Genomic DNA, 25,167 nt, shown 5'->3' on the forward strand with positions numbered 1-25,167 from the left:
TTTCCGTAGGTTTCCACGGTTATTGTTGTTTAGAAAATAAAGAGTTGTGAAATCAATTGCTAACCGCAATCGGTTTTACCTCTACTGTAAGGGAATCAACTACATTGACTTCATAACCCAAATTGACCTCTATTAAGCTTGCTTCCTCCATAAATTTATTAGCGCCTTCTTTACTCACCTGTGTATCCCAGGCATACAAGCGTCTCAGGTTAGGTAATTTAGACAGGTGATCAAGTCCAGTGTCCGTAATTTTTGTTCCATAAAGGTTAAGTGATTCTAAATAATCCAATCCTGCCAAATGGACCAAGCCTGCATCAGTGACAGTTGTTTTTTCAGCTCTCAATCGGGTAAGGTTTTTTAATTTCCCTACAGCCTCCAATCCTTCATCAGACAATTGGGTATCTTTAACATCCAACCAGGTAATTTGGTCAGGAAAGTCTGTAGCCAATCTCCCAAGTATGGCATCTACTGAATCCTTTCTATACAAAGTCACCTGTAGCCAATTGTCTTCATTAGAAAGCCGCTTAATAGCAATGCCTTCATTCACATAAGCATTTAATTTTTCTTCGTCAATGGCAGTAGTACCTTCTGCCAGTAGTACCTCTACAGCGGATTTGTTTGCATTGGGGTCAGATAAGGTAAGCAATACATTTTTTACTTCCTCATCTGCCTTAAGTTCAGCTACCTTCTTATCAAAAGGAGCTCCTTCATTGATCCACCACTCGAGCAAAAGCACTTGATCATCAGTCAACTGAGACTTTCCTTTAGGAGGCATATGGTCATCATGGTTTTCTTCCAGGTGAATCCTTTTGATCATCTCACTTTCTGCTGCACTTCCGGGTTCTAATATGGCACCATTTTCCCCACCTTTCAAAAGCGCTTCCTTTGTATGCATTTGTAGGTCCCCTTTCTTCTTGCTGGCATTGTGGCAGGAATTGCACCGCTGCTCCATGATGGGATGGATGATGTCTACATACACTACCGCCTCATCCAGGTTTTCAATTAGTTTTGGTCCTTTAGATTCTACAGGTATACCAGCCAGTTTTTTCATGGTATCAGGCATATACTGAGTAAGGTAGGTAGAACCATGTGTAAGTGATCCTCCATAGTGACCAGCTCCAGCCAAAAACAACATCATTATAGAAAGAGAGCCCAAATAAGCCCTTTTGATTTGTAGGGTAGGTTTTTTTTCTCTTTGGAAATGCAGCCACCAGCTACCGAAAGCAAAAAGCACCAATAATATTCCTGCCCATTTATGAATAAACAGCAGATCTTCCCCATAATCTCCAGCCTGGGCCAACATCAATCCTAAAATGGCTGTTAATAATGCGGACAAGGCACCTAGTGCCAACACAAAACCTACAGCAGGTTTAAGATAGGAAAACTGATCCCTCCGGGATAAAATCTCCATTAGAAACCCCAAGGCTAGAAAACCTATGGGTAAGTGTAAAAACAGGGGGTGAAACCTGCCAAAGAAAATAACAATATCTGATCCTTGCTCCATCTAACTTATGCGATAACTTTACTAACTACTTTACCGGACACATCCGTCAATCTAAAATCTCTTCCTTGTGCAAAATAGGTGAATTTTTCATGATCCATACCCATTAAATGCATAATTGTTGCTTGCAAATCATGGACATGTACTTTATCCTTGATGCCATAATAACCTATTTCATCGGTTTCTCCAAGGGTAAAGCCACCTTTTACACCACCGCCAGCCATCCACACTGGGAAAGCTTCAGTATGGTGATCTCTGCCTTTAAATGGCCATTCTTTGCCTCCCCTATTCTCCTGCATCGGAGTACGCCCAAACTCTCCTCCCCAAACAACGAGTGTATCATCCAACAAACCTCTTTGTTTCAAGTCTTTAACCAATGCAGTCATGGCTTTGTCTATGGGCTTGCATTTTATTGGGAGGCCAGTGTCTAGTGCTTCCCTTTCTGCTACACCATGCATGTCCCAACCCCAATCGAACAACTGAACAAAACGAACTCCCTTTTCCACAAGTCTTCTTGCAAGTAAACAATTATTAGCAAAGGAAGTCTTTCCCGGCTCAGTTCCATACATTTCATGGATATACTCAGGCTCATCATTAATATCCATTACGTCCGGCACAGAAGTTTGCATGCGGTATGCCATTTCATACTGAGAGATTCTGGTCAGGGTCTCCGGATCTCCAAACTCTTTGTATTCTTTTTCATTGATCTGGTTGATGGCATCTATGGTTTTTTTACGCAGCCCCCCATCTATTCCTGATGGATTGGAAACGTAAAGTACAGGGTCACCTTCAGATCGACATTGTACACCTTGATAAACAGAAGGTAAAAACCCACTTCCCCATACAGATTTCCCTGCATCAGGAGTATTACCTCCAGATACTAAAACCATAAACCCGGGTAAATCTTCATTTTCAGAACCTAAACCATAGGTCACCCAACTCCCCATACTTGGACGTCCGAGTCGTGGTGAGCCTGTCTGCAAAAGCAATTGTGCTGGTGCATGGTTAAACTGATCCGTATGCATGGTATTAATCAATGTCACATCATCTACTATGGTTGAAAAATGAGGCAAATTTTCTGATACCATCATGCCTGAATTCCCTCTAGGAGAAAATTCTGCCTGCGGTCCCAACATCTTTGGAACCCCTTGGATGAAAGCAAATTTCTTTCCTTCCAAAAGTGACTGAGGGCAATCTTTCCCATCCAACTTTGCTAATTCCGGTTTGTAGTCAAAAAGCTCCAATTGGGAGGGTGCACCAGCCATGTGCAGGTAAATGATCCGCTTGGCACTGGGAGCAAAATGGGGGACTTGTTTTCGAACAAAAGCCTCTATATCTGCTGGAGTATTCGTAGAATTGCTTCTCCCACAGCCCAATAAGCTTCCCAAAGCAATGCTGCCTAAACCAGTTGTACATTGCTTGATAAAATGTCTTCGGGTCCGGCTTTGCATTTCCCGAAATTGATATTCACTGGTAAGATCTATTCTTTTACTCATGATTTCATCAGAAATTCGTCCAAATTCATTACAACATTCGCCATTACAGTATAAACGGCAAGTGCTTTATCCTCTTCCCCCGTTAATTTACAAATCTCCTCAGGGCTATTTTCAAAATAGGTAGTGGTTTGCTGGTAAATACTTTGTAATGCCTCCAGCTTTTCTTCACTTATCCCTCTTACCATTGCCAAACTGTACATTAGTGAGAGCCTCTCGCTCTCATCAGTATGTGAAGAAAGTAGCACTCTCCTACCCAATGCAATGGCGGCATCTAGGTAAACGGGATCATTTAAGGTAACCAAAGCTTGTAGAGGAGTATTGGTTGCTATTCTTTTTGGGAGGCAAAACTCCCTGCTAGGTGCATCAAAGGAAATAATAGATGGATACGGGCTGGTTCTTCGCCAAAAAGTATACAAAGCCCTTCTGTATTTTTCACTTCCCTTACTTGTCTCCCATTTTGTACCATTATAGACTACTTGCCAAATACCATCAGGCTGTTCAGGCATCACACTTTTACCAAACATCTTTCCGCTTAGTAAACCAGAAATTGCCAATGATTGGTCTCTCACCTGCTCTGCATTTAGCCTAATCCTAGGACCTCTTGCCAGCCATTCATTTAAAGGATCTTTTTCTCTACTTTCCTCGGTAAAGTGGGAGGATTGTCTGTATGTTCCAGACATTACTATCTCTTTTATCAATTTTTTAATATCCCAATCAAAATCATCGCGGAACTTTATCGCCAACCAATCCAAAAGTTCGGGATGAGTAGGTGCAAAACCTTGTGAACCAAAATCTTCAAGTGAGGATACTATCCCTCTACCGAAAAACTGTTCCCAAATCCTGTTGACCATCACACGGGCAGTAAGCGGGTTCTCCTTATCAAACAACCATTTGGCCAGCCCCATTCGGTTTCCTTCATACTCATCAAATGGGTTCCAAATTGCGGGTACTCCTACCTCTACTTCTTCTCCTGGCACCATCCAACTTCCCTTCTCAAATACCCTTGACTCCCTATGGTAATTCTCTGGCAGATCAACCATTACGGGGGTAGCTTCTTTTTCATTTTCGGAATTGAATAGCGCATACATGGCTTTTTCTACTTCCGGGTATTTTTCATTCCCTACTCCCGGCAAAGTATGATGAAGCATCAACCATTCAAAGGTACTAGTTTGTTCTACTCCTTCTTCCCCTTCCCAAACCATATAGAGGTCATGAACTCCGTTCACTGCTTTTATCGGCAAAGAGATGACCTCATTGAGATAATAGGTTTTTTCCTTTTTTTCCTCCTCATCATACTCTTTCTTAAACCTGGCTTTGACCTTCCATTCTCCTATTTTTTCTCCATTAATACTATCCAGATAAAATAAAATCTTTCCTTCACTTCCATTTGTTCTCGCCTTAAACGCCAATCTATCTTCCCCTTCAAATGGCAATTCCTTTGTAAATGAATAGACTTCCTGATCCACCTTAAATGTGGCAGTTCCCTGAATAGGAAGACCTTTGTCCATTTGATAAAAATAATGGGCATATAACTTCGGCACGCCCAGCCTCAGCAAGCGTTCATAATAATCGCCATTTCTATTTTGAGAACCATGCTCATTGGCCCAGTTCTTTATCAATTCCAGGTTTTTCTGGTCTTCTTCTTCAATATAGGTTAACAACACTGGTGCTTCGCTAGGCACATCTGCATCAGCAGTTTGATTAAAAAAAGCCAAGCTTCGGAAATAATCTTCGTGTCGAATAGGATCATATGGATGACTATGACACTGAACGCATTCCATGGTAGTCCCTTGTAAGACCGTCCAAGTGGTATTGACCCGGTCCAATACTGCTGCCACTCTAAACTCCTCATTGTCAGTCCCCCCTTCATCGTTGTTCATGGTGTTGCGATGAAAAGCTGTAGCAATAAAATCCTGATCCGAGGGAGATGGCTTAAGATCTCCCGCTAGTTGGGTAATCACAAACTGGTCGTAAGGAAGGTTTTCGTTGAATGCATTAACCAACCAGTCTCTATATTTCCATATTTCTCTTATTCTATCTGCCTCATATCCTTTTGAATCCGCGTACCTGGCCAAGTCCATCCACATGGCAGCCCATCGCTCACCATAGGCAGGTGAAGCCAATAAGCTGTCCACTACTTTTTCATAAGCACTATCAGAATTATCATTGACAAATTGCTGCATTTCCGTAATTGTCGGAGGTAACCCTGTAATGTCAAAACTAAGTCTTCGTAGTAGGGATTGCTTGTCTGAAGTAGGGTTTGGGCTAAGTTGTTTTTCTACTAATTTTTCCTGAACAAAACGGTCTATATCATTGCTGATCCATTTGGAATCTATTTCAGGAACTGCTGGTTTCTCAGGGGCTTTGTATGCCCAGTGGTCATCCCACTGCGCTCCTTGGTTGATCCATCGTGAAAACAAGTCAATTTCTTCTTCTGAAAGTGGGGTAGATTCCAAAGGCATGCGGTATTCCGGATTATTATGGGTAATCCTTTGGATCAACTCGCTTTTGTTCACATTCCCGGGTACGATGGCCCTTTTTCCGGACTCATTGGCTTCTAGGGCTTCTTCCTCAAACAATAAGCTAAAGCCTCCCGAACGCTTCACTCCACCGTGACAAGCGATGCATTTATTATTTATTATAGGCCTAATATCATTATTAAAGTCGACCCGCTCTCCCAGTACAAGTTCTGGCAAAAACTTATGTTTATTCTCTAAGGGAATTACCCGAACTATCCACCATAATAACCCTAAAATGAAAGTGCATGATAGAATGTATATCAATGCTTTTTTATTGTCAACCATATTCAAATTTCACTATTCAGACCAATCACGAAACAAAGTAATTAAAAACCTGCTTAATTCAAATATATGATTATATGATTGGTTAATACAAAGTGGGTTTCAAAAAAAAGGTAAGCGCCGAACACTTACCTTTACCAAAAAAAAGAATTAAAAAATCACCAACTAGTCTTCAATCATCTCTGGTATTAAGCCAATAAAATGCTCATTTACGTTGTCTTTCACGATATCCCATATTTGTTCATTGTACTCTTTTTCTTTTTCAGGAATCCTCCTATCAGTAATCAGGGTTGACAATACCGTTTCGCCAGTAGTGCCAAATTCTTTGTGACGAAACTCATGGCGCTCGCAAGCAATGCATATGAATAGCAACAATAAAATATCTGGGAGAAACAACAATTTACTTTTCATCTTGATAATTAAATAGTGGGTTCTTAGACCTTACGGTGCTGCATTACTTTTTGTCCTGAAAATTCGACAAAATTTATACTTTTTATTCTGGCTTTGCCCTATTAACTGATTTCGACCAAATTCCATATAAAATTGTAGTCAGTAAAAATAATGGGGGCGCTCATAGAAATTCTCAGTAAATGCAAGCATGGCGCTCTCCTCTTACAGAGAAAGAAATTCCTTAATGACATCTAAAGAAGAGATCCCGCTTTTTTTAAAACGACAGTATTTTGAACATTAATCGACTTGTATAAATTTTTAGAATATAATTCGGCAAAATATTCTAAATCAGCAATTAATATATTGTAAATTATTTACTCCACGCAACCATTGATTAACCAATGTTGTATAGATGGATACAAACCCAGCAAATGTGGAAAAACACCTGTCAAAAAAACTTTTAAACGGAATTTCCAGTGGTGACCGGAGAAGTCAGGAGGAGTTGTACAAACAATTTTACAGTTATGGAATGAGTATTTGCCTCCGATACACTGCTAATAGGCAAGAAAGTCTGGAAATTCTCCATGATGCTTACCTAAATGTATTTCAACACATTGATCGTTACGATCCCCATCGACCTTTTACACTTTGGTTTAGAAGAATATTGATCAATGGTGCCATTAATTTTTACAAAAAAAACCTGAATCACTCCCAAAATATTGGCTTAGAAAATATTTCGGAAATCCCAGATCATGGAAATAACGCCTCAAACGACTTAAAATACAGTGAAATAATACTTCTCATACAAGCGCTACCCATAGGATACAGGACGGTTTTTAACCTTTATGCCATTGAAGGCTACGACCATCAGGAAATTTCCGATTTACTGGGCATATCTGTAGGAACCTCAAAGTCAAACCTCCATAGAGCAAGGCTCAAATTGAGGACCATGTTAAAAGTTAGAAATCATGAAGAAGCAAGTATCAAAAATGACTGATAAAGAGCTGGATGATTTCTTTAAAAAATTATCCTCCGAACCAGATATCCATTATGTTCCTCAAGATTGGGTCAATTTCGAAAAAAAATTGACCGATAATAAGGGGGGGCATCTTTTGAATGGGGCTAGATGGACCCTATTTGGATCGCTTGTCTTGGTAGGGTTTCTTTTAGCGGTTTGGATGACGGTTACCAATAGCCAAATTCAGCCAACGATTGGAAGTGACATCCAAATGGAAGCTTCTTCCTTTAAAACGGAAACGGATGAAATTAAAAATAAGGTAAAGCCCCCTGATTTACCTATTGCTTCAATTGAGATATCTGAGAAAAATAAGGTACAAATTGTAGTTGACAGCTCCACAAAATATAACCAAACCAAATTAAACTTAGCATTAAGAAGGACATCAGAAAAAGTTAAAAAACATCAAATACCTCCTCTAAACTGGAATTCTGATTCTAAATGGAAAGTTTTTGATGCATTAAATCGACAAATGGAATGGGGTAAAAATCTTAAAATAGTTGGCAAATCCTTGATTCATGTTCAGAATGAAACCAAGCTAATTCGCAAAAACAAAATCGCTCTCTTCCTTATGGCATCACCTGATTTTAGTGCTGTTCAGTTTAATCATATTCCATCTTCAGGTAGGAATTTCGGTGCCAGTTTGGAATATTTCTTTGACGAAAGTTGGAGCGTTTCCTTAGGAGTGATCCATGACCTAAAAACTTATCGTCAGGGTGAAGGATATTGGGAAGGATATAATAAAGCACATAAGTTTTTGGTAGGAGACTGCTGGATTATAGAAGTCCCCTTAAACTTTAAGTACTATCCAATAAAAAAATTGAAAAACAATTGGTTTATCAGTTCAGGTTTGTCTTCCTATTTTATGTTAAAAGAAAAATATTCATTGTTTTATGAATATAAAAATGGGAAAGCCTATTCAGAAGATATTGTGATTAACGGAAATAACCAACACGTTTTTGGAATATGGAATTTCGGGTTTGGGTATGAGCAAAAAGTAGGAAAAAAATTCGCTATTCAAGCCGAACCTTATTTTCGGCTCCCTTTGGTGGGGATTGGACAAGGGGACCTCGACTTAAAAAGTATGGGGATTTTCTTTGGTATTAAATATTATCCATCAAACCACACTAACAAATTTTAGAATTCATGAAAACGATCAAATCAACAATTAAAATCTTTTTGTTGTTGGGCCTTTTCACAGGTGCCTGTGAAAAGGAAAGTGGAAGTTCCCCAGAAATACAACATAACCATGACCTGAATGCTAGGCCAGAACCTCTGACTATCAATCCCATCGCTTTCACCAAAGAAAGTGAAACAAATACCCTTATTGAAGTTGAATTAGAAGAAACAGTAAAAGGAGATTTTAATCTAAATCATTAACATGTCAATCAAGCCATCGATGCCCGAGGCGATAAGATAGACTTAAATTAAGAAACAGTAATAAATGATACGCCTGTAACCCAAATAAACAATGCCATTCCCATAAACTAAAGAGAATTACTTAATCCATTTTAGTACTGCCTATTTGGTAACATTGATTGCACGAAAAATATTAATAGCAATCAAGAGAAAAACACTCCATTTAACCCTAAACCAAAACACCTATGACTATTAAAAATTATTTATCTGCAGCAATATTGGTATTCCTATCTATTACTTCTTTCTCCTGTTCAAGTGAAAACGAAGATGATTTATTACCTAAAGAACGATGCGAAGAGCAGGCAGCTACCCTATCTGGTGATATAATTCCTATTATAAATCAAAACTGTGCAGTATCAGGTTGCCATGTTTCAGGTACAAACCGGGTTGATTTTTCCATTACAGAAAATATAATCTCCCGTGCGAATCAAATTAAAAATTTCACACAAAATAATATTATGCCACCCAAAGCATCTGGTAAACAACTTAGTGATACTGAAAAAGAACTCATTTACTGCTGGGTGGACCAAGGTGCTTTGGACAATTAAAATAACATGAAAAAATTTCTACTAATTAGCATTTGTATGCTATCCCTTGCCCACCTATATGCGCAAGGCTATAAAACCACAAAAGGAAAAGTCACCTTTTTCAGTAGCGCTCCTGTAGAAGACATCAAGGCTGAAAACAAAGTTGTTACAGGCCTATTTGATGCTCAAACTGGTAGTCTTGCATTTTTGGTACCTATCAATGGTTTTCGTTTTCCAAAATCATTGATGCAAGAACATTTTAATGAGAAATTCATGGAATCTCATAAATTTCCTACGGCCACATTTGACGGGGAACTTTTAGGTTTTAACATTTCCAAAGCAGGGACACAAGTAGTCCAAGCCAAAGGAAATTTAACGATTCATGGTGTAACAGTGAATGCAAACATCTCTGGTAACATAGAATTTCGGGAAGATGAAGTCTATATGAAGGCAATTTTCCCCATAAAATTGGTTGATCACGCAATTCAAATACCCAAAGTCCTCTTTTATAATATTGCAGAAGAAATGGAAGTAACTGTTAATTTTGTTTTAAAAAAATTAGAAGAAAAATGAAGAAATCCCTACTCCTATTTAGCCTCTTTTTCCCGCTACTTCTAACCGTACACGGCCAGGAAAATCTATTGGATCAACTCAAGAAAGAGAACAATACCGAATGGACACCCCCATCATCCACTTTTAAAGCAGTTAGGTTGATCAATGGGCACACAGTAGAAACCCGAAAAAGGGGAAATCTGGAGTTTTTGATTTCCCATCGATTCGGAAGTATCAATACTGGTGCTTATGAATTTTTCGGCATGGATGAGGCAAACATGAGGTTAGGTTTGGATTATTCCGTTAAGGATTGGTTAACCATCGGGGTAGGAAGAAGTTCCTTTAATAAAATCTACGATGGATTTGCTAAAATCAGCATTTTCCAACAAAGCCAGCATAATTCTGGAATGCCAATAACTGTAGTCTGGGTCTCAAACACAGCTATCAAAACGTTAAAACGGCCAGAATTACCCATGAATATCCAACGAAGATTAAGTTTCGCTCATCAAATATTATTGGCCCGCAAAATGAATCACAAGGCGGCATTTCAACTGATGCCAACCTATATCCATAGAAACTTAGTAACCGAAAGAGAAGAAAACAATGACTTATTTACTTTAGGAGCAGGTTTAGGTTATAAAATCACTAAAAGCGTTCACCTCACTATGGAATATTTTCATCACTTAGCTAACCAAAACAAAGGGTATACAAACCCTCTATCTATAGGTGTTGACATAGAGACAGGGGGCCATGTATTTCAGCTACATCTTACAAATGCCCAGGAAATGACAGAAACTGGATTTATTCCTTCCACTACTGGAGATTTATTCAATGGAGATATTCATTTCGGCTTTAATATCACCCGTAATTTTCAATTGAAGTCCAACTAGAAATTCATAAAATTTACTTGAGCATAGGGTGTGCTCTTTTGCAGAACTGAATAGCAAGTCCCCATGGGTCTCTCATCATTAATAATCGGGTACCATCTTCTAAAGTGTCGTCACTTATTAGAACAGCTCCTGCCTTTTGCATTCTTTCCTTTTCCTCTTCTGGATTTTCAGATACAAAAGCCAAGTGCACCATTAATGGATGTAAATTGGCAAAATCTAAAATTTCAGCATCAGGATTATTGTACAACTCTATCATTACCTTACCGCTTTCATCTGCCAAAAAAGTCATGTAGGGTGATGAAGTCATTTTCTTTACCACTGTCATTCCCAAATGCGCTTCGTACCAATCCGAAACAGCCAATGGATGTTTTACATTCAGAGCAATGTGTTCAATTTTCATGCGTCTTTATTTTTTATTAATTGAATCGTTAACTACTAATTGTGCTTATACACAAAAAACCCCTCCATGGATCGTGAAACCTTTATGGAGGGGAAAAATAAAAATAATCTTTAATGATCAGGTCTAATACTATATATAATTAGGCGGATATGTATCCGATTTTTAAATCAATATTTTAAGTTAGAACAAATATAAAGAAATATCGGAATTAAATACTTGAAAGCTTATTTTTCAAGCAGAAAAATAAGCAGATAAAGTTAATGGTTCAACTCTTTCTTTTCAAAACCCTAATTCAAGTAATATATTATTAACAAAACAATTAAAATTTTATAAACATTTTAACCCGGATTATGTAATAGGATTTCTCCGTCCTGACAATAGTCAGGGGTGAAGCTTGTCCCGTGTTTACGGGAAGTGTTGCAATCGCAAGAAAATCAGGCTGTTTGGAGATTTTAGCATTGCACCGCTATGGTGAAATTGAAAACAGCAACGAAGTGGCTGATTTTGAAGCGATTTCAGCACGTAATAGATTGTCTATTGCATATTGCGGGTTTAAAATCGTGCTTTCCTTCTATATCCTCTCCTTTTTGGTAATAGCTGGTTTCAGATCCATCTTTTATGAAGGATAAACCTGTAAGAACTAAAAAAGGTTTGCCTTAATCAAAGACATGTACCCTGCCCTGTATTTTTACAAGTCTTCGAATCCGGGTAAAAAGAAGATGCTCCTCCCTTTGGCTTTAGAGGACAATAATATTAAATTGCTTCAACAATCTTTCCCTAGGATTAGGGTTCAATTACTTTTAACTGTCTTTAAACTCAAACATCAATGAAAAAAAAATTGAAGTGGGGAGTACTTAGTACTGCCAAAATCGCCAGAGAAAAGGTCATTCCTGCAATGGCAAATAGTGATTTGTATGAAGTTTACGGCATTGCATCCAGAAACTTGGAAAGGGCACAAGAAACAGCAAAAAGTCTAGGAATCCCTAAGGCTTATGGTTCTTATGAAGACCTTATCAATGATCCGGAAATAGATGTCATTTACAACCCACTCCCAAATGACATGCATGTACCGCTAACACTAAAGTGTATTGAAGCAGGAAAACATGTCCTTTGCGAAAAGCCCTTTGCATTGAATCATGAGGAGATCGACGGTCTTATCGCTGCAAGAGATAAATACAATGTAAAAGTTGGTGAGGCTTTTATGGTGGCATCAAATCCTCAGTGGATAAAAGCCAGAGAATTGGTAAAAAGCGGTTATTTGGGTAAAATAAAAGCTGTTCAAGGATTTTTTAGTTATTTTAATGATGACATAAAAAATATCAGGAATATCGAGGAAATGGGAGGCGGAGGCGTCTGGGACATTGGTTGCTATCCTGTTTTTACCTCTAGGTTTGTCTTAGAAAAAGAACCGGGAAGATTGGTTTCAATGCTAGAATATGATCCTCAGTTTGGAACCGATAAAGTAGGCTCAGTTCTATTAGATTTCCATGAAATCCAAATGACATTTACGATAAGTACACAATTGACTGCTTATCAGCGTATGCTGTTTTTTGGTGAGAAAAAAATATTGGAGGTAAGAATTCCTTTCAATGCGCCATTGGATCAACCCAATGAAATTTATATTCATGAGGGGGATTTTTCTAAAGACAACGCAGAAAAAATTGTTCTTCCGGTGAGTAATCAATATACAGAACAAGCCATTGATTTCTCCAAGGCAATTTTAGAAGATACCGAGGTGCCTGTCACCTTGGAAAACACCAAGGCCAACACCAAGATTTTACAAGCCATATTTGAATCTGACAGCAGCGAAAAATGGGTAAATATTAATTGATTATAATCCATACTAAAACCCCTCCTATAGCTAAATGGGCTACAAAAAATAGACTGGTCATTACCTTAACCAATCTACTTTTTGTGGCTTTTTTTGATTTTAGGCTAAAGTATTCTATTTACAGAGGGAATCGCTTCAAAATTGATTAATTCGGATTCTACTGGATATTCCGATTTGATCTTCGTAACCACTGAATGAATTGAACCCGGATTATGTAATAGAATTTCCTGGCCCTGACGATAGTCAGGGGTGATGCCTGTCCCGTGTTTACTGGAAGTGTTGCAATCGCAAGACAAATCGCTGTTTGGAGATTTTAGCATTGCACCGCTATGGTGAAATTGAAAACAGTAACGAAGTGGCTGATTTTAAAGCGATTTCAGCACGTAATAGAATGTCTATTGCATATTTCGGGTTGAACTAAAGTTAGAAAAAGCTTCCCAAAAAGTGAAAACTTAAAGAAATAATTACGCCCCTGTTTTGTAAAAAACAGAGGCGTAATAAAAATTTGATTGGACACCTTTGATTGTTAAACAATCAACAGATGGTTTCATATGTAGTTCTAATTATTCATTGACTTTAGGCTCAGTCGCCATGCGCTTTTCACTGCTCAGGTAACTTCCCACTGCGGAGATTCCAAGAACAATAAACAGCAACAAGTCTAGACGAATTCCAAAATACATGTTAGGGATTATTCCTCCCAAAGACATTAGGAATATGGCCAGTCCACCTAAAGACAAGTAGATCATCACTGGTGAAATTTTTCTATCACTCAAAATGCCTAGTAAAATCATTGGTCCCATAATACCTGTACCTGCAAAACTTACCCTTGCAAGCAATACCAATTGATCGAAAACGATGATTGAGAAGATAAAAGCAATGGTTGAGAAAATGAATATCCCAATTTTTGTTCGCTTCATAATCACATTCTCAGCTCCTGTAAGAAGCCCTCTTAATTCTGATCCCATAGCAAAAATCATTGCATTGGTAGTAGAAAGACCCGCCGCTATCAAACCAATAATGGCCAAAGCAGCAACCGCTTCATGCTGATCTTTCAAGAATGCATTGGCAAAGAATTCTTCACTGCTATACTCTCCATAAAGATCTGCTCCATAAAGTCCGATAAAAACAGTTGGAAGAATTACCAATATGGCAAACGCTCCCAAAGACACTGCCATCAATTTCATCGTATTCATACTTTTCATCACCACAATCCTGGTTGTGAATTGAGGTTGAGTGACAGGTATCATTAATATTGCAATAAGCGAAGCAAGTAGAAATTGCGGGGTAAGCAATCCTTTTGGTCCTGGAGTTGAAAGCAACTCTTCTTTCACGGAACCTACTTTTTCGAACATTGGACCAATACCACCAAAGTGATCTAAACAAGCCCATCCGATGATCCAAATCACGGCTAGCAAAAGCACTCCTTGAATGGCATCACTAAAGATAATTGCCTTTAATCCTCCAATTTCACTATAGGTCAACATGATAAGCACAATCCCTAAAGACCAACCCCATGCTGGTAAAGATTGCGGAAATGCTGCATCTAGGAAAATGGCAATTCCTTGGATTTGAATCCCTACATAAGGAATCAAGAACAAAAAGGCACTTAGGAAGAAAGTATATCCCGCCAATTTATTTTCATAACATCGGGAGATTAGACCTGATACTCCTCTAAACTCCATTCCTCTGACTTTTTTACGGATTTCATAGCCAAACCAGAGTAATACAAACACCATGGCCCCATCCGAAACAGCTAGGAAAATCCATGCACCAATTCCGTTAATCCTGAAAAAGTCAGGCATTCCCAGAAATGTAAATGTACTAAATAGTGCTGCTGCAAAAGTCAGCACTCCCAATGACAGGCCAATATTACCCCCTGCCATCATAAACTCCTCAGAAGATCTCCCTTTTTTATAAGATTTGAGAGAAGCAAAAACCAGAAGGCCTGCGTAAATCAGACCGAAAACCCATACCCAGAAAATCATAAGTCTTCCTCCTCATTTTGCAAGCCTGGATGTACCCTAGTCCCAATAAAAGTAAGGACAACCAAAAGTACAGTAATTATAAAACTTGTCCATAAGCTATAAGGAATCCCCCCTAGCATTGGCTTGGACACCCCTTGTGGAATAATCAAAGGGGTATAGGTAATGATGCATAAGAAAATGGCCGCGAAGCAACATATTCTCCAGTATAGTTTCTTTTTTTCCATTTGAATTGGGTTTAATCTCTTTAATTGACAATATACAATTGTTGGTTGATTCTGCGCAATTATTTATTTAAAAGGCCAAATGGCCGGAGAAATTCCGACCATTTGGTATAATTTTAAAGTCTAGGAAGCGTCAAACCACCATCCACCATGATCACCTGACCTGTGGAATAAGGAAAATCGCCTTTAGCTAAAGCTGTAACTGCTAAACCTACATCTTCTGGCAAGCCCCACCGAGGTTGGACCATAAGGCCTTCACCGATCAATTTGTCGTATTTTTCTTTAACTCCTGAGGTCATGTCTGTTGCAATCACTCCTGGTCTGACTTCAAATACGGGAATATTGAATTCACCGAGTCTAACTGCAAATAGCTGTGTAGCCATACTCATCCCCGCTTTAGCAACACAATATTCTCCCCGATTTACGGAAGCTACTGTTGCAGAAATTGAGGAAACATTGATAATAGAACCAGCAAAATCTTCTGCTTTTCTTTTCTGCTCAATCATCCAGTTTGCAGCCAACTGTGACAAGAAATAGGCTGAATTCAGATTGGTTTTCAAAACGTAATCAAAACTCTCTTCGGTGGCTTCAAGAATATCTTTTCTTTCTTTAGGTGCCACTCCCGCATTATTGACCAAAACATTCAATCGGCCATAATGAGAATTGATCTTGGCCATAATCCCTTGCCTTTCTTCAGCACTACCCACATCTCCTCTACAATACAAGACATCTGCTCCCAAGGCTTTTAACTCCTCAAGGCTAGCGCTAGTATCTTCTTCCTTTCGCATGCCATTGATGGCCAAGTCAAAGTTTTGCTTGGCCAAGCATTTGGCTATTCCTAATCCTATTCCTCGGGATCCCCCAGTTACTAAGGCTACTCTTTTCATGGGTTTATCAATTTATAGTTCAGGGATGTCCAACCAGGTTCTTTTCTCCCAGCTTTCCAATCCTTTTTCAGCCAATTGAACACCTTTGGCTCCTTCTTTCATGTCCCAAGGGAAAGGTGAATCGGTTACAATGTGTTTTAGGAACATCTCCCACTGTACCTTAAAGGCATTATCCATTGGTTCTTGTTCAGGAACTTTGGCCCATCCTTCATAAAACTCTATCGGTTGAGCGATATCAGGATTCCAAACAGGTTTAGGCGTATTGCCATAATGCTGAATATAGCACTCTCTAAGCCCGGCTACTGCTGAACCTTTGGTACCGTCCACTTGGATAGTAAGTAGATCATCTCTTCTCACCCTAACAGTCCATGATGAATTGAACTGGGCAATTACTCCTCCTTCTAATTCAAAGGTAGCATAGGCAGCATCATCTGCAGTACACTTGTAAGGCTTGCCTTGCTCATCTACACGCTCCTTAATATGGGTAGCGCCTAAGCAAGATACCGCTTTCACTTTACCAAAGATATTGTCAAGAACATATCTCCAATGGCAAAGCATATCTACAATGATACCACCATCATCTTCTTTACGGTAGTTCCAAGATGGTCTTTGACCAGGTACTGAATGTCCTTCAAATACCCAATAACCAAATTCTCCTCTTACAGAAAGAATCTCTCCAAAGAAACCATTTTCAATTAGCCTTTGTAGCTTTCTTAAACCTGGCAACCACAATTTATCCTGTACTACACCATTTTTCACACCTGCTTTTTGACAGATATCGTGCAATTCTAATGCTGTTTCTGTATCTACAGCAACAGGTTTTTCACAATAAATATGTTTACCGGCTTTTACGGCTTGCTTTACTGCATCGGCTCTTCTGCCAGTGGTTTGAGCATCAAAGTAAACACTGTACTGGTCATCATTCATGACACTGTCCAAATCAGTAGTGTACTTGGTCACGCCAGAACGCTTGCACAAAGCCTTCAATTTTGCCTCATTTCTACCTACCAAAATTGGGTCAGGCATGATGATATCACCATTGTCAAGCTTTACACCACCTTGTTTGATAATTTCTGCGATGCTGCGCATCAAATGTTGATTGGTACCCATCCTTCCGGTGACACCGTTCATGATAATTCCTACTTTGTGTTCCATTTCTATATTTTTTTAACTCTTATAATAACTTTCAACAATCTTATCCAAAAACTCCTTCTGATCTCCAGCCCAATGTCTGTCAGAGAAAATTTCCACTTCATTAAACCCAGAAAATCCAGCTTCCTCAGCCCATCCTCGGATAGTAGGGATGTCTATACAACCTTCTCCCATAAGTCCCCTGTCATTGAGGAAATCTACTGTAGGGCACATCCAGTCACAAATATGAAAAGCATAAAGGTTTCCCTTGCGACCACACCTTAGCAGCTCCTCTCTTAAATCAGGATCCCACCATAAATGATAAACATCTGCCGCTACACCAACGTGATCCGAGCCTATGGCTTCCGCCATTTCATTGGCCTGTCGCATGGTATTGACCGCAGATCGGGTGTCTGCATACATAGGATGCAATGGTTCGATTGCCAGTTTTACTCCATGTTCAATTGCAAAAGGCAATACTTTTTCAATCCCCTCTTTTATTTGCTCCCGTGATTTCACTAAAGACTGACCAGGATCAGCTCCACATACCAATACAATCATTGGCGCACCTAAAGCAGCAGCTTCCTCTATGGCCTTATAATTATCTTGAATAGCTTGATCTCGGGTCCTTGAAGACACTGAAGGAAAAAACCCTCCCCTTACCAGCGATACAATTTCCAATCCATGGCTTCTTAGTCTCTCTCCAGAAGCTACTATATCTCTACCTCCAAGGTATTGACGCCATACTGAGATACCTTTTACTCCTACCCTTTCGTAGTTTTCAGCGGCTTCTTCCAAGCTCCATGGCTTGGTAGTAATGGTGTGAATACAGAGTTTACTAAGGTCTTTTATAGGTTTTACACTCATGACAGGCAATTAAAGAAAGTATAATAAGTATCCTTATCGATGATTCGTTGTACATACAATGCCAGTTCTCGTGCGTGGTAGTCTCCCCACATACTGGATTCATTGCAAGCTATTTTTTGACCTGCAGGCACATTGTCCCACCCATTTGGTTCATGATAAATGGAATGAAGAATCAAACCCTGATGGTTTTTATCTGTGCTTAAGTAAGGCTCGTCCAATAATGTTTTCAACACAGTAAGGCCTGCCTGCCAATATTTTTCACCTTTGGCGGCGTCACCACTTTTCTTCAAATAATGACCTAGTCTCAATAAGCCCTGTGCACCAATTGCTGCTGCAGAACTATCCACTGGTTCAAAGTCATTATAAGGATCCGCTGGGCGAGACAAGTAATCTCCTAATTTGTGAAGATTAGGTGCTCCTGTATCCCAGTAAGGGATTCCATCTGTTGGTGTGTGTTCGATATAAAAATCGCAAGAGGCAGTAGCCGCTTTTAACAAAAAGGCTTTGATTTCCGCTGGATCTCCAAAAGCTTTAAGAGACGCATCGGAAAGCGTTTCAATGTATTCTAACTCCTCTGCAAAACCACACATGGCCCAAGCTAGACCACGAGTCCAGGTAGAAAAGCCAGTATAACCTTGTTGTGAATTAGGGCAACGATAGTTACCATCATTGGTGTTGAAAACACTTTCATGTGCAGTTCTACCCCAAAGGTCATACCTATCTCTTCCCTCTCCATAGTATACAGAGTAATCCGCAGTAGCTTTGGCATGCTGCAATCCTCTTACCAATAGATTTACTTTTTTGTCATTTTCTTCCTGAAGAACGTGTCCTAGGCTATGACTTAGCATAAGGATTCTCACCGTACGGATTGTGTCAACAAAAAGTGAATGTGGTCCATTAAAGGAATACATAAATCCGCCGTCTTTGATAGGGGACCACCTACTGGCTTGAACAGCACCGGAAATCTTTAATGCCAATTCATAATAATTCTTTTCCCATTCCACATAAGGGATTTTTTCTTCAACCATTAATCTCAACAGGTTGCCATAGGTGCTGACATTATTGAAACCATGATCGTGAACCCCAGTATGACTAATATGAGGTGCCATGTACTGATGTGTTTTTAATTTCCCTTTTTCCAGGAAACTTTTCTCACCAGTAGCATCAAATTGTAAAATGGAAGACCCAAATTGAAAGCCCTGTGTCCATTCGGTCCATCCGCGGGTTGCATACTTTCCATCAACAGTAAAAACTGGTGAACCTTGATTTTGGGGATATTCCTTTTCAATTGCGGAGATTTTCTCAGCAGAAAGTTGCCAAAATTTATCCAAAGCCGATTTTAGATCTTTAGCTTGAATTTCAGAATCAATTGCAATCATAAATTTTATGGGTTTAAGTTTATTTTGGAATTGAGATTTCCACCCTTAATATTCAGAAGTATTAACTGAATTTCAGATGGTCAAACCATGCACTTTTTGTTTAAGATGATAAAGATATCTCAAATTTTACCAAATATAAAGGTATTATTCTATCTATTGCTGGTACTTTTCGTTTTCTAAGCATCTAAACGTTGATGGGGAAACGCCTGTTTTCTTTTTGAAAATTCTGCTAAAATAGGAAGGGTCTTGGTAATTCAATTGGTAGGCAATTTCCTTATTTGACAGGTCTGTATAGATAAGATATCTCTTAGCCTGAAGCATCAAACGCTCCAAAATCACCTCTCCTGCGGTCATACCCGTTATTTTCTTCACATGTTTATTTAAAATGCTCGGTGTAAGTTTCATCATTTCTGCATAGTCCTGAACCTGATGCACTTGTCTAAACTTGTGCTCAACCAATGCATTAAATTGTTGAACAAGGGAAAAATCCGGATCTAAAGTATTGTTTTTATCTGCAAAGTACCTAAGGTAATACTGTTTGCATTTTATCAGAAATATCTGGAGGTAATTGTTCAGAATGGCAGTAGTAAAACTATTCCATTTTCTGTACTCCTTACTAATGACTTCAATTAAATCAATCAGGTCTTTGAAGTCCACTGAATTTAAATTGAGAATGGGTACTAATGTTGGATTATTAAAGTAAGGAAGTTGAAAAAGAAACTCTTCATTCTTGGTATCTAAGGCATAAAATTCTCTGGAAAAGACCATTAGATAACCATGGTAATCATTTTCCCGACTAATTTTATGCACCTGACCCGGAGAAAGGAAATGTACACTTTGAGAATGAATAGGATGGGCATTAAAATCAATCTCATGCTTTCCAGCCCCATTTACAAACACACAAATTTCGTAATATTTATGCCTATGCGGCCTATCCGTTTCATGAGGATAGGTTCTGTTTTGGATGGTTTTCCCTTGTACCTCATATATCTGGAATGCCCTCTTGTTGGTTATTTCGGGCATTTCATACGTTTTGATGGGTTCTTGCATGTCAATCCTTCTATTAAACATCCAAGTTAATCAAAATAATAAAATCAACCTTTCAAAATCGACAATAAAACCCTAAAAACAAGAATACAAATTACCGTTTTAACAATTAATTATCAATAAATTTAATTATAATGTAAATTTTAGAAATATTTATTACCATATTTTTAAAATTAAAGGATAAATACTACCTTTGAAATATCAAATAAAGACAAAAGGTCTTTGGTCAATAAAAGTCAAGTATTTATTGATGATATATACTGTAGGATGATGAAACTGGCAGACATGCCCTCCTGTCTCGAGGGTGGAGATCACAGAATAAAGAAAATAGCGAGCTCGTATTTTTCCTAACTGCTCCGTGGAGGTTCGACTCCTTCTCCTACAGCAGGTTATTTTGGGTTTATTGTTAATTGACTAAAGCTATGAAATTTTGTTTCATAGCTTTTTTTGTTTAAATAGGCCTTCCCACCAATTTAAGCCACACATTTTAATAGTTCATTTGGGCTTTTCATAAAAAAATATACTTATAAAATAAAAAAGCAGGAGAAGATCTCCTGCTTTTTATTTTGAAAACTAAACCAACTATTATTTAACTACCATAATACAAACAAAATTAACAATAACTGATTAAAAACCAAATTTACAAGATAAAATCTAATCAATTATCTATTTTTTGTTACCTACTTTATACAATATGCCTAATGCCAATCCCTGGCTATATTGTATTCCCGGATCCTGATCGATATCATAAAGGGAAATTCCTGTAAGGGTCACATTGATAATGTTTGAAATTTTGGCAGTAAGTGTTAGGTCCAGTCTATGATCAATATTTTTCATTGAAAGGGTCTCATAGTTTGCAAACATTGTATACCTAGATTTAAGGTTTAAGTTTTCGGAAAGATCTTTATCCAAACTAGCAAAAACCTGCATTGCCAACCATTCTATTCTTACGGTCTCACCTGGCAATACGCCATAATTGGAAGGAACATTGTTTATAATCTGATTATCACTTACAAAGGTAAACCTTGGAGAGAAGGGGCCAATCCTTAAGAAGAACTCCTTACTTGGTTTAAATTCAAAGCCAAGAGAAGATGTCAAATAGCCAGGAGCCATAAATTTGGAAATCAAGGATTGCGTACCATCCTCATTGTATTTGTAACCTTCGGCAAATTGGGAAAGGTAATTTACAGAAAAGTAACTGGACCATTTTTTACTCAATTGGTAACCTAATTTTGAATCCAAGAATATTCTATCATTGGATTTCCTTGTACCTTCACCTTCATTGCGAACAATACCAAAGAGAAGCTCCAATTCATTGTCCCAAGAGATTTTATCCTTTTGGTAAAGTGCTTTCCCGGCAATGATGCTACCGAAAGCTACAGAGTTTACCCCTCCTGATTTCCAATTGCCACTAAATCCAGCCTGATTAAAATTTAAACCAGCACTAAATTCAGATTGCCAATAGGAGGTATCAACAGGTGTTTGTGCTTGCTCCTGAGAATCTGAAACCACTTGGGCCGTGACAACATTCAATGCCACCACAAATACCAATAAGGTCAATAGAAAATTTTTCATGAGATGTGTTTTATTAAATTAATTTTTGTGTGATTTATTCTAAAATTTTTCCAGATTTAACTATTAATTTAAAGTAGATTCTTTCCTAATTGAAGGCAAAATAAATTTAAATTAATTCGAAAATCAAAACGAAGCGCAAATCTATGGAAAATCAAACAGAAGAAACACTGATTGTTAGAGATTTTTTAGCCAGACAGCGAACAAAACTTGCCAATGACAGAACATTATTAGCCTATATAAGAACCAGTTTGTACTTCGTCGTAAGCGGAACAGCTCTTATAAAGGTCAATGACCTAGAAAATGTAAAAGAATTGGGTTACTTCTCATTTTTGATCAGTGTGATTTTATTGATAGTAGGTTTTTTTAATTTTTTTAAGCTTAAAAGAAAACTATCTAAGGGAAAGTACGAGAAAATGTAAAAACCTTCAGCCCAGAAATAATAGAATTCTAAAATTGGTAGGCTATTTGTAGACTGATTCTGAAACCAAACTTTGATATAATGAAAACCTTAGGTATCGTTCTGATAATTGCAGGAATCATAATGTTTTTAATAACTGGCATCTCTTATACAACTGAAGAGACCTTGATAGATGCTGGTCCCCTTCAACTAAGCGCCGATAAAGAACAAAGCATTGCTTGGCCACCCTATGCAGGAGGAATTGCAGTTATTGCAGGATTTGTTTTGCTGGTGGCAGGTAAAAAGAAATAATGACACTGACTCGAACAATGTAATTGCATTAAAGGTAAGGTTTGCATTTACCAACCTAACCCCTTTAAAGCATATTACTACTGATTTTACTATTTAACCCGGATTATGTAATAGAATTCGAAATAGCCTGTCCCGTGTTTACGGGAAGTGTTGCAATCGTAAGAAAATCAGGCTGTTTGGAAATTTAGCATAGCACCGCTATGGTGAAATTGAAAACAGCAACGAAGTGGCTGATTTTAAAGCGATTTCAGCACGTAATAGAATGTCTATTGCATATTTCGGGTTTAAGTACAAGAAGGCCTATGATCTTTTCAGCCTAAAAAATAAGAATCCCCACAACGATTAGGTTGTGGGGACATTTAAGGACCATTAATCATTTAAAAGGCTCAGTCGATTAACTTTACATTTTCGATCATTGTAGGTTCTAATTCGAAAAACCTTTGGTGGATATTAAATATCTCTTCACCTTCATTTGGCTTTTTGCTAATGTACTTCCCATCTTCCTGCATTACATAAGCATTTTCATTATCCATGAGGTTGTACTTCAGGATATTCATTAGTTGTTTTTGAAGGAATTGATTCTCCACTTTAAACAAAGACTCAAGGCGCTTATCAAAACTTCGAACCATAGCATCTGCACTTCCTACATAGATTCTTGGGTCTCCATTGTTGTGAAAATGGTAAATTCTAGAATGCTCCAAAAAGTCACCCACAATAGAGATCACTTCAATATTTTCACTCAACCCCTTTCTTCCAGGCCTCAAGCAACAAATCCCTCTTACGATCAATTTGACAGGAACTCCTGCTTGAGAGGCGCTATAAAGGGCATGAATAAATTCAGAATCTTCCAGAGAATTAATTTTTATAAATATACCGGAAGGCAATCCTTTACGGGCATTTTCTGATTCTATATCAATAAACTCTATCAGGTTGTTTCTCATGTCCCTTGGAGAAGTGATAAGGTTCTGATAGCTTGTAGGTGCCGAATGCCCTGTGATAACATTGAAAAACTCAGAAACATCATTTGCCAATGTTTCATCTGTTGTCAAAAGGCCTATATCTGTATAAATACGGCTTGTTTCTTCGTTATAATTCCCTGAACCCAAATGCACATATCGGGTCACTCTGCTTTCCTCTTTCTTCACGATCAGAAGCAGTTTGGTATGGGTTTTAAAATTACTCACCCCATAAATCACAAAACAGCCTGCTTTCTGCATTTTCTTTGCTTCTCTGATATTGTTCTCTTCGTCAAATCGCGCTTTAACTTCAAACAATACAGAAACGTGCTTTCCATTTTCAACTGCCTTAAGCAGTGCACCAACAATCCTTGAATTTTTGGCCAGACGATAAATGGTCATTTTAATGGCCATCACATGCGGGTCATCTGCAGCCTTATCTAGAAGCTCCAAAATGGGCTCCATATCATTATAAGGGTGGTGAAGCAATACATCTTTGTTTTTGAGCACCTGAAAAATATCCTCAGATGCTGCCTCAGGATAAGACAATGGAGGTATAGGATCAGGAATAGCTGGCATTCTATCTTTAAAACGCTTGTTACCAATCACCTGCCATAACCCTGTGAAATCCATTAAGCTTTTACGCTCAATTTTAAAAATACTATCATCATTTAGTGTCCAGCGCTGTTTTAGCAAATTAACCATCCACTTGCTATAGCCTTCTTCGATTTCAATTCGAACCACCCTCCCTGTTTTTCTTTCATTCAGCTTTCGCTTCACTTCTTCAAGGAAATTGGAGTCCATATCTTCACTTTCCTCCAAGGTAAAATCACCATTTCTCGTTATCCTGAATAGGTTGATGGATTCAATGGTGACATTCCTAAACAAGGACACAATATGCTCCCTGATCATTTCTTCAATTGGCACATAGATGATCATGTCCTCTCTTTCCAACTCAAAGAAACGTGGAATATTAGATGGAATTTGTACAAAGGAAAGCTTCTTATTGTCTTTCTTCTCCCCAGGCCCAATGGTGACTACCCCAAAAATCAACAATTTGTTCATCAAAATTGGGAAGGTATGATAACCATCAAAGACCATTGGGGTCAACATTGGGTATACTGCCTTGAAAAAATAGTCTTCAATTGTCTTTTGTTCCTCTGGCAAAAGATTACGCACATTGCTTAATTGAAAGCCTGACTCTTTGGTAGTGGTAAGCAACTCATTGACGAATTGTCGTTGAAGTTTATTATGAAAAATCTGAGATTCGATCATTAGCTTTTTCTTAAAACTATCCTCACGCAATCCAGAATAGTCAATCCTTACCTTGTCATAATCTAGATAATTGTATAAAGACCCTACCCTGATCATAAAAAATTCATCAAGATTGGAAGCCGCAATTGCAAGAAATTTAAATTTCTCGAAAATATTACGTTTGTTCTTTTTAATCTGATCAAAAACCCGGTCATTAAATTTTATCCAGCTAAGGTCTCTGCTGATTAATTTACTATTATTTATAGTTTCTTCAATTTTATCGAGTTGGATCAATTTCATGTTAATTTCATTAAAATGGGAAAAAGTAAACCAA

Annotated in this window: 24 protein-coding genes; 10 read left to right on the forward strand and 14 right to left on the reverse strand. The window is 38.2% G+C overall.

Annotated features, from left to right (window positions below):
- Positions 1-52: 52 nt before the first annotated feature.
- The 4 genes from CA2015_RS23615 to CA2015_RS23630 form a co-directional block, all read right to left on the reverse strand.
- Positions 53-1,504, reverse strand: a complete 1,452-nt coding sequence (locus CA2015_RS23615) for a c-type cytochrome domain-containing protein (RefSeq protein WP_048644122.1) — start codon at positions 1,502-1,504, stop codon at positions 53-55.
- Between the two features lie 5 nt (positions 1,505-1,509).
- Complete coding sequence (locus tag CA2015_RS23620) at positions 1,510-2,997, reverse strand: DUF1501 domain-containing protein (RefSeq protein ID WP_048644123.1); 1,488 nt, start codon at positions 2,995-2,997, stop codon at positions 1,510-1,512.
- Complete coding sequence (locus tag CA2015_RS23625) at positions 2,994-5,693, reverse strand: DUF1553 domain-containing protein (protein WP_240477882.1); 2,700 nt, start codon at positions 5,691-5,693, stop codon at positions 2,994-2,996. The genes CA2015_RS23620 and CA2015_RS23625 overlap by 4 nt, the downstream gene beginning before the upstream one ends.
- Before the next feature lie 270 nt (positions 5,694-5,963).
- On the reverse strand, positions 5,964-6,209 hold the full coding sequence (locus tag CA2015_RS23630; protein WP_048644125.1) for a hypothetical protein: 246 nt from the start codon (positions 6,207-6,209) through the stop codon (positions 5,964-5,966).
- A gap of 391 nt (positions 6,210-6,600) precedes the next feature.
- On the opposite strand from CA2015_RS23630, the gene CA2015_RS23635 reads away from it, so the two are divergent.
- From CA2015_RS23635 to CA2015_RS23660, 6 genes are all read left to right on the forward strand, one after another.
- A complete protein-coding gene (locus CA2015_RS23635) occupies positions 6,601-7,185 on the forward strand; it encodes an RNA polymerase sigma factor (RefSeq protein WP_048644126.1) in 585 nt (194 codons plus the stop codon).
- On the forward strand, positions 7,157-8,344 hold the full coding sequence (locus CA2015_RS23640) for a porin family protein (protein ID WP_048644127.1): 1,188 nt from the start codon (positions 7,157-7,159) through the stop codon (positions 8,342-8,344). The genes CA2015_RS23635 and CA2015_RS23640 overlap by 29 nt, the downstream gene beginning before the upstream one ends.
- A gap of 5 nt (positions 8,345-8,349) precedes the next feature.
- A complete protein-coding gene (locus CA2015_RS23645) occupies positions 8,350-8,583 on the forward strand; it encodes a hypothetical protein (RefSeq protein ID WP_048644128.1) in 234 nt (77 codons plus the stop codon).
- Between the two features lie 224 nt (positions 8,584-8,807).
- Positions 8,808-9,170, forward strand: a complete 363-nt coding sequence (locus tag CA2015_RS23650; RefSeq protein ID WP_048644129.1) for a hypothetical protein — start codon at positions 8,808-8,810, stop codon at positions 9,168-9,170.
- Between the two features lie 6 nt (positions 9,171-9,176).
- A complete protein-coding gene (locus CA2015_RS23655; RefSeq protein WP_048644130.1) occupies positions 9,177-9,722 on the forward strand; it encodes a YceI family protein in 546 nt (181 codons plus the stop codon).
- Positions 9,719-10,591 carry a DUF5777 family beta-barrel protein gene (locus CA2015_RS23660; protein ID WP_048644131.1) on the forward strand — a complete coding sequence of 291 codons (873 nt, stop codon included), beginning with the start codon at positions 9,719-9,721 and terminating at the stop codon, positions 10,589-10,591. Before CA2015_RS23655 ends, CA2015_RS23660 begins: the two co-directional genes overlap by 4 nt.
- Before the next feature lie 13 nt (positions 10,592-10,604).
- Here the strand turns inward: CA2015_RS23660 and CA2015_RS23665 are convergent, their stop codons facing one another.
- Positions 10,605-10,991, reverse strand: a complete 387-nt coding sequence (locus tag CA2015_RS23665) for a VOC family protein (protein WP_048644132.1) — start codon at positions 10,989-10,991, stop codon at positions 10,605-10,607.
- A gap of 443 nt (positions 10,992-11,434) precedes the next feature.
- On the opposite strand from CA2015_RS23665, the gene CA2015_RS23670 reads away from it, so the two are divergent.
- Together CA2015_RS23670 and CA2015_RS23675 are read left to right on the forward strand one after the other, a co-directional pair.
- On the forward strand, positions 11,435-11,620 hold the full coding sequence (locus CA2015_RS23670; RefSeq protein WP_157470583.1) for a hypothetical protein: 186 nt from the start codon (positions 11,435-11,437) through the stop codon (positions 11,618-11,620).
- A 197-nt stretch (positions 11,621-11,817) separates the two neighbouring features.
- The gene (locus CA2015_RS23675) at positions 11,818-12,822 is read left to right on the forward strand and encodes a Gfo/Idh/MocA family protein (RefSeq protein ID WP_048644134.1); all 1,005 of its coding nucleotides are present in this window, start codon (positions 11,818-11,820) and stop codon (positions 12,820-12,822) included.
- Between the two features lie 563 nt (positions 12,823-13,385).
- On the opposite strand, the gene CA2015_RS23680 is transcribed toward CA2015_RS23675, so the two are convergent.
- The 8 genes from CA2015_RS23680 to CA2015_RS23715 form a co-directional block, all read right to left on the reverse strand.
- Positions 13,386-14,807 carry a sodium:solute symporter family protein gene (locus CA2015_RS23680; protein WP_048644135.1) on the reverse strand — a complete coding sequence of 474 codons (1,422 nt, stop codon included), beginning with the start codon at positions 14,805-14,807 and terminating at the stop codon, positions 13,386-13,388.
- Entirely contained in the window at positions 14,804-15,031 is a 228-nt protein-coding gene (locus CA2015_RS23685; RefSeq protein WP_048644136.1) for a hypothetical protein, read from the reverse strand. Before CA2015_RS23685 ends, CA2015_RS23680 begins: the two co-directional genes overlap by 4 nt.
- 113 nt (positions 15,032-15,144) lie before the next feature.
- A complete protein-coding gene (locus tag CA2015_RS23690) occupies positions 15,145-15,915 on the reverse strand; it encodes a 3-ketoacyl-ACP reductase (RefSeq protein ID WP_048644137.1) in 771 nt (256 codons plus the stop codon).
- Between the two features lie 12 nt (positions 15,916-15,927).
- Positions 15,928-17,070, reverse strand: coding sequence for a Gfo/Idh/MocA family protein (locus CA2015_RS23695; RefSeq protein WP_048644138.1), 1,143 nt, complete (start codon positions 17,068-17,070; stop codon positions 15,928-15,930).
- Positions 17,071-17,082: 12 nt separating this feature from the next.
- On the reverse strand, positions 17,083-17,913 hold the full coding sequence (locus CA2015_RS23700; protein WP_048644139.1) for a sugar phosphate isomerase/epimerase family protein: 831 nt from the start codon (positions 17,911-17,913) through the stop codon (positions 17,083-17,085).
- The gene (locus CA2015_RS23705; RefSeq protein ID WP_048644140.1) at positions 17,910-19,292 is read right to left on the reverse strand and encodes a glycoside hydrolase family 88 protein; all 1,383 of its coding nucleotides are present in this window, start codon (positions 19,290-19,292) and stop codon (positions 17,910-17,912) included. Before CA2015_RS23705 ends, CA2015_RS23700 begins: the two co-directional genes overlap by 4 nt.
- 153 nt (positions 19,293-19,445) lie before the next feature.
- The gene (locus CA2015_RS23710; RefSeq protein ID WP_240477883.1) at positions 19,446-20,363 is read right to left on the reverse strand and encodes an AraC family transcriptional regulator; all 918 of its coding nucleotides are present in this window, start codon (positions 20,361-20,363) and stop codon (positions 19,446-19,448) included.
- Between the two features lie 642 nt (positions 20,364-21,005).
- Positions 21,006-21,914, reverse strand: a complete 909-nt coding sequence (locus CA2015_RS23715) for a DUF3078 domain-containing protein (RefSeq protein ID WP_053086745.1) — start codon at positions 21,912-21,914, stop codon at positions 21,006-21,008.
- A 143-nt stretch (positions 21,915-22,057) separates the two neighbouring features.
- On the opposite strand from CA2015_RS23715, the gene CA2015_RS23720 reads away from it, so the two are divergent.
- Positions 22,058-22,333, forward strand: a complete 276-nt coding sequence (locus tag CA2015_RS23720; protein ID WP_048644141.1) for a DUF202 domain-containing protein — start codon at positions 22,058-22,060, stop codon at positions 22,331-22,333.
- Positions 22,334-22,413: 80 nt separating this feature from the next.
- A complete protein-coding gene (locus CA2015_RS23725) occupies positions 22,414-22,623 on the forward strand; it encodes a hypothetical protein (RefSeq protein ID WP_048644142.1) in 210 nt (69 codons plus the stop codon).
- Between the two features lie 386 nt (positions 22,624-23,009).
- Here the strand turns inward: CA2015_RS23725 and ppk1 are convergent, their stop codons facing one another.
- Positions 23,010-25,133 (reverse strand): polyphosphate kinase 1, encoded by a 2,124-nt coding sequence (gene ppk1, locus CA2015_RS23730; protein WP_048644143.1) that lies wholly within the window; start codon positions 25,131-25,133, stop codon positions 23,010-23,012.
- Between the last annotated feature and the right edge of the window lie 34 nt (positions 25,134-25,167).

It is taken from the genome of Cyclobacterium amurskyense (genome assembly GCF_001050135.1).
Classification (GTDB): Bacteria; Bacteroidota; Bacteroidia; order Cytophagales; family Cyclobacteriaceae; genus Cyclobacterium; species Cyclobacterium amurskyense.

Bases quoted from the DNA above. Each gene is read 5' to 3' on its own strand.
- CA2015_RS23615 (WP_048644122.1), bottom strand. From the start codon at position 1,504: ATGGAGCAAGGATCAGATATTGTTATTTTCTTTGGCAGGTTTCACCCC.
- CA2015_RS23620 (WP_048644123.1), bottom strand. From the start codon at position 2,997: ATGAGTAAAAGAATAGATCTTACCAGTGAATATCAATTTCGGGAAATG.
- CA2015_RS23630 (WP_048644125.1), bottom strand. From the start codon at position 6,209: ATGAAAAGTAAATTGTTGTTTCTCCCAGATATTTTATTGTTGCTATTC.
- CA2015_RS23635 (WP_048644126.1), top strand. From the start codon at position 6,601: ATGGATACAAACCCAGCAAATGTGGAAAAACACCTGTCAAAAAAACTT.
- CA2015_RS23640 (WP_048644127.1), top strand. From the start codon at position 7,157: ATGAAGAAGCAAGTATCAAAAATGACTGATAAAGAGCTGGATGATTTC.
- CA2015_RS23645 (WP_048644128.1), top strand. From the start codon at position 8,350: ATGAAAACGATCAAATCAACAATTAAAATCTTTTTGTTGTTGGGCCTT.
- CA2015_RS23650 (WP_048644129.1), top strand. From the start codon at position 8,808: ATGACTATTAAAAATTATTTATCTGCAGCAATATTGGTATTCCTATCT.
- CA2015_RS23655 (WP_048644130.1), top strand. From the start codon at position 9,177: ATGAAAAAATTTCTACTAATTAGCATTTGTATGCTATCCCTTGCCCAC.
- CA2015_RS23660 (WP_048644131.1), top strand. From the start codon at position 9,719: ATGAAGAAATCCCTACTCCTATTTAGCCTCTTTTTCCCGCTACTTCTA.
- CA2015_RS23665 (WP_048644132.1), bottom strand. From the start codon at position 10,991: ATGAAAATTGAACACATTGCTCTGAATGTAAAACATCCATTGGCTGTT.
- CA2015_RS23675 (WP_048644134.1), top strand. From the start codon at position 11,818: ATGAAAAAAAAATTGAAGTGGGGAGTACTTAGTACTGCCAAAATCGCC.
- CA2015_RS23680 (WP_048644135.1), bottom strand. From the start codon at position 14,807: ATGATTTTCTGGGTATGGGTTTTCGGTCTGATTTACGCAGGCCTTCTG.
- CA2015_RS23685 (WP_048644136.1), bottom strand. From the start codon at position 15,031: ATGGAAAAAAAGAAACTATACTGGAGAATATGTTGCTTCGCGGCCATT.
- CA2015_RS23690 (WP_048644137.1), bottom strand. From the start codon at position 15,915: ATGAAAAGAGTAGCCTTAGTAACTGGGGGATCCCGAGGAATAGGATTA.
- CA2015_RS23695 (WP_048644138.1), bottom strand. From the start codon at position 17,070: ATGGAACACAAAGTAGGAATTATCATGAACGGTGTCACCGGAAGGATG.
- CA2015_RS23700 (WP_048644139.1), bottom strand. From the start codon at position 17,913: ATGAGTGTAAAACCTATAAAAGACCTTAGTAAACTCTGTATTCACACC.
- CA2015_RS23705 (WP_048644140.1), bottom strand. From the start codon at position 19,292: ATGATTGCAATTGATTCTGAAATTCAAGCTAAAGATCTAAAATCGGCT.
- CA2015_RS23710 (WP_240477883.1), bottom strand. From the start codon at position 20,363: ATGTTTAATAGAAGGATTGACATGCAAGAACCCATCAAAACGTATGAA.
- CA2015_RS23715 (WP_053086745.1), bottom strand. From the start codon at position 21,914: ATGAAAAATTTTCTATTGACCTTATTGGTATTTGTGGTGGCATTGAAT.
- CA2015_RS23720 (WP_048644141.1), top strand. From the start codon at position 22,058: ATGGAAAATCAAACAGAAGAAACACTGATTGTTAGAGATTTTTTAGCC.
- CA2015_RS23725 (WP_048644142.1), top strand. From the start codon at position 22,414: ATGAAAACCTTAGGTATCGTTCTGATAATTGCAGGAATCATAATGTTT.
- ppk1 (WP_048644143.1), bottom strand. From the start codon at position 25,133: ATGAAATTGATCCAACTCGATAAAATTGAAGAAACTATAAATAATAGT.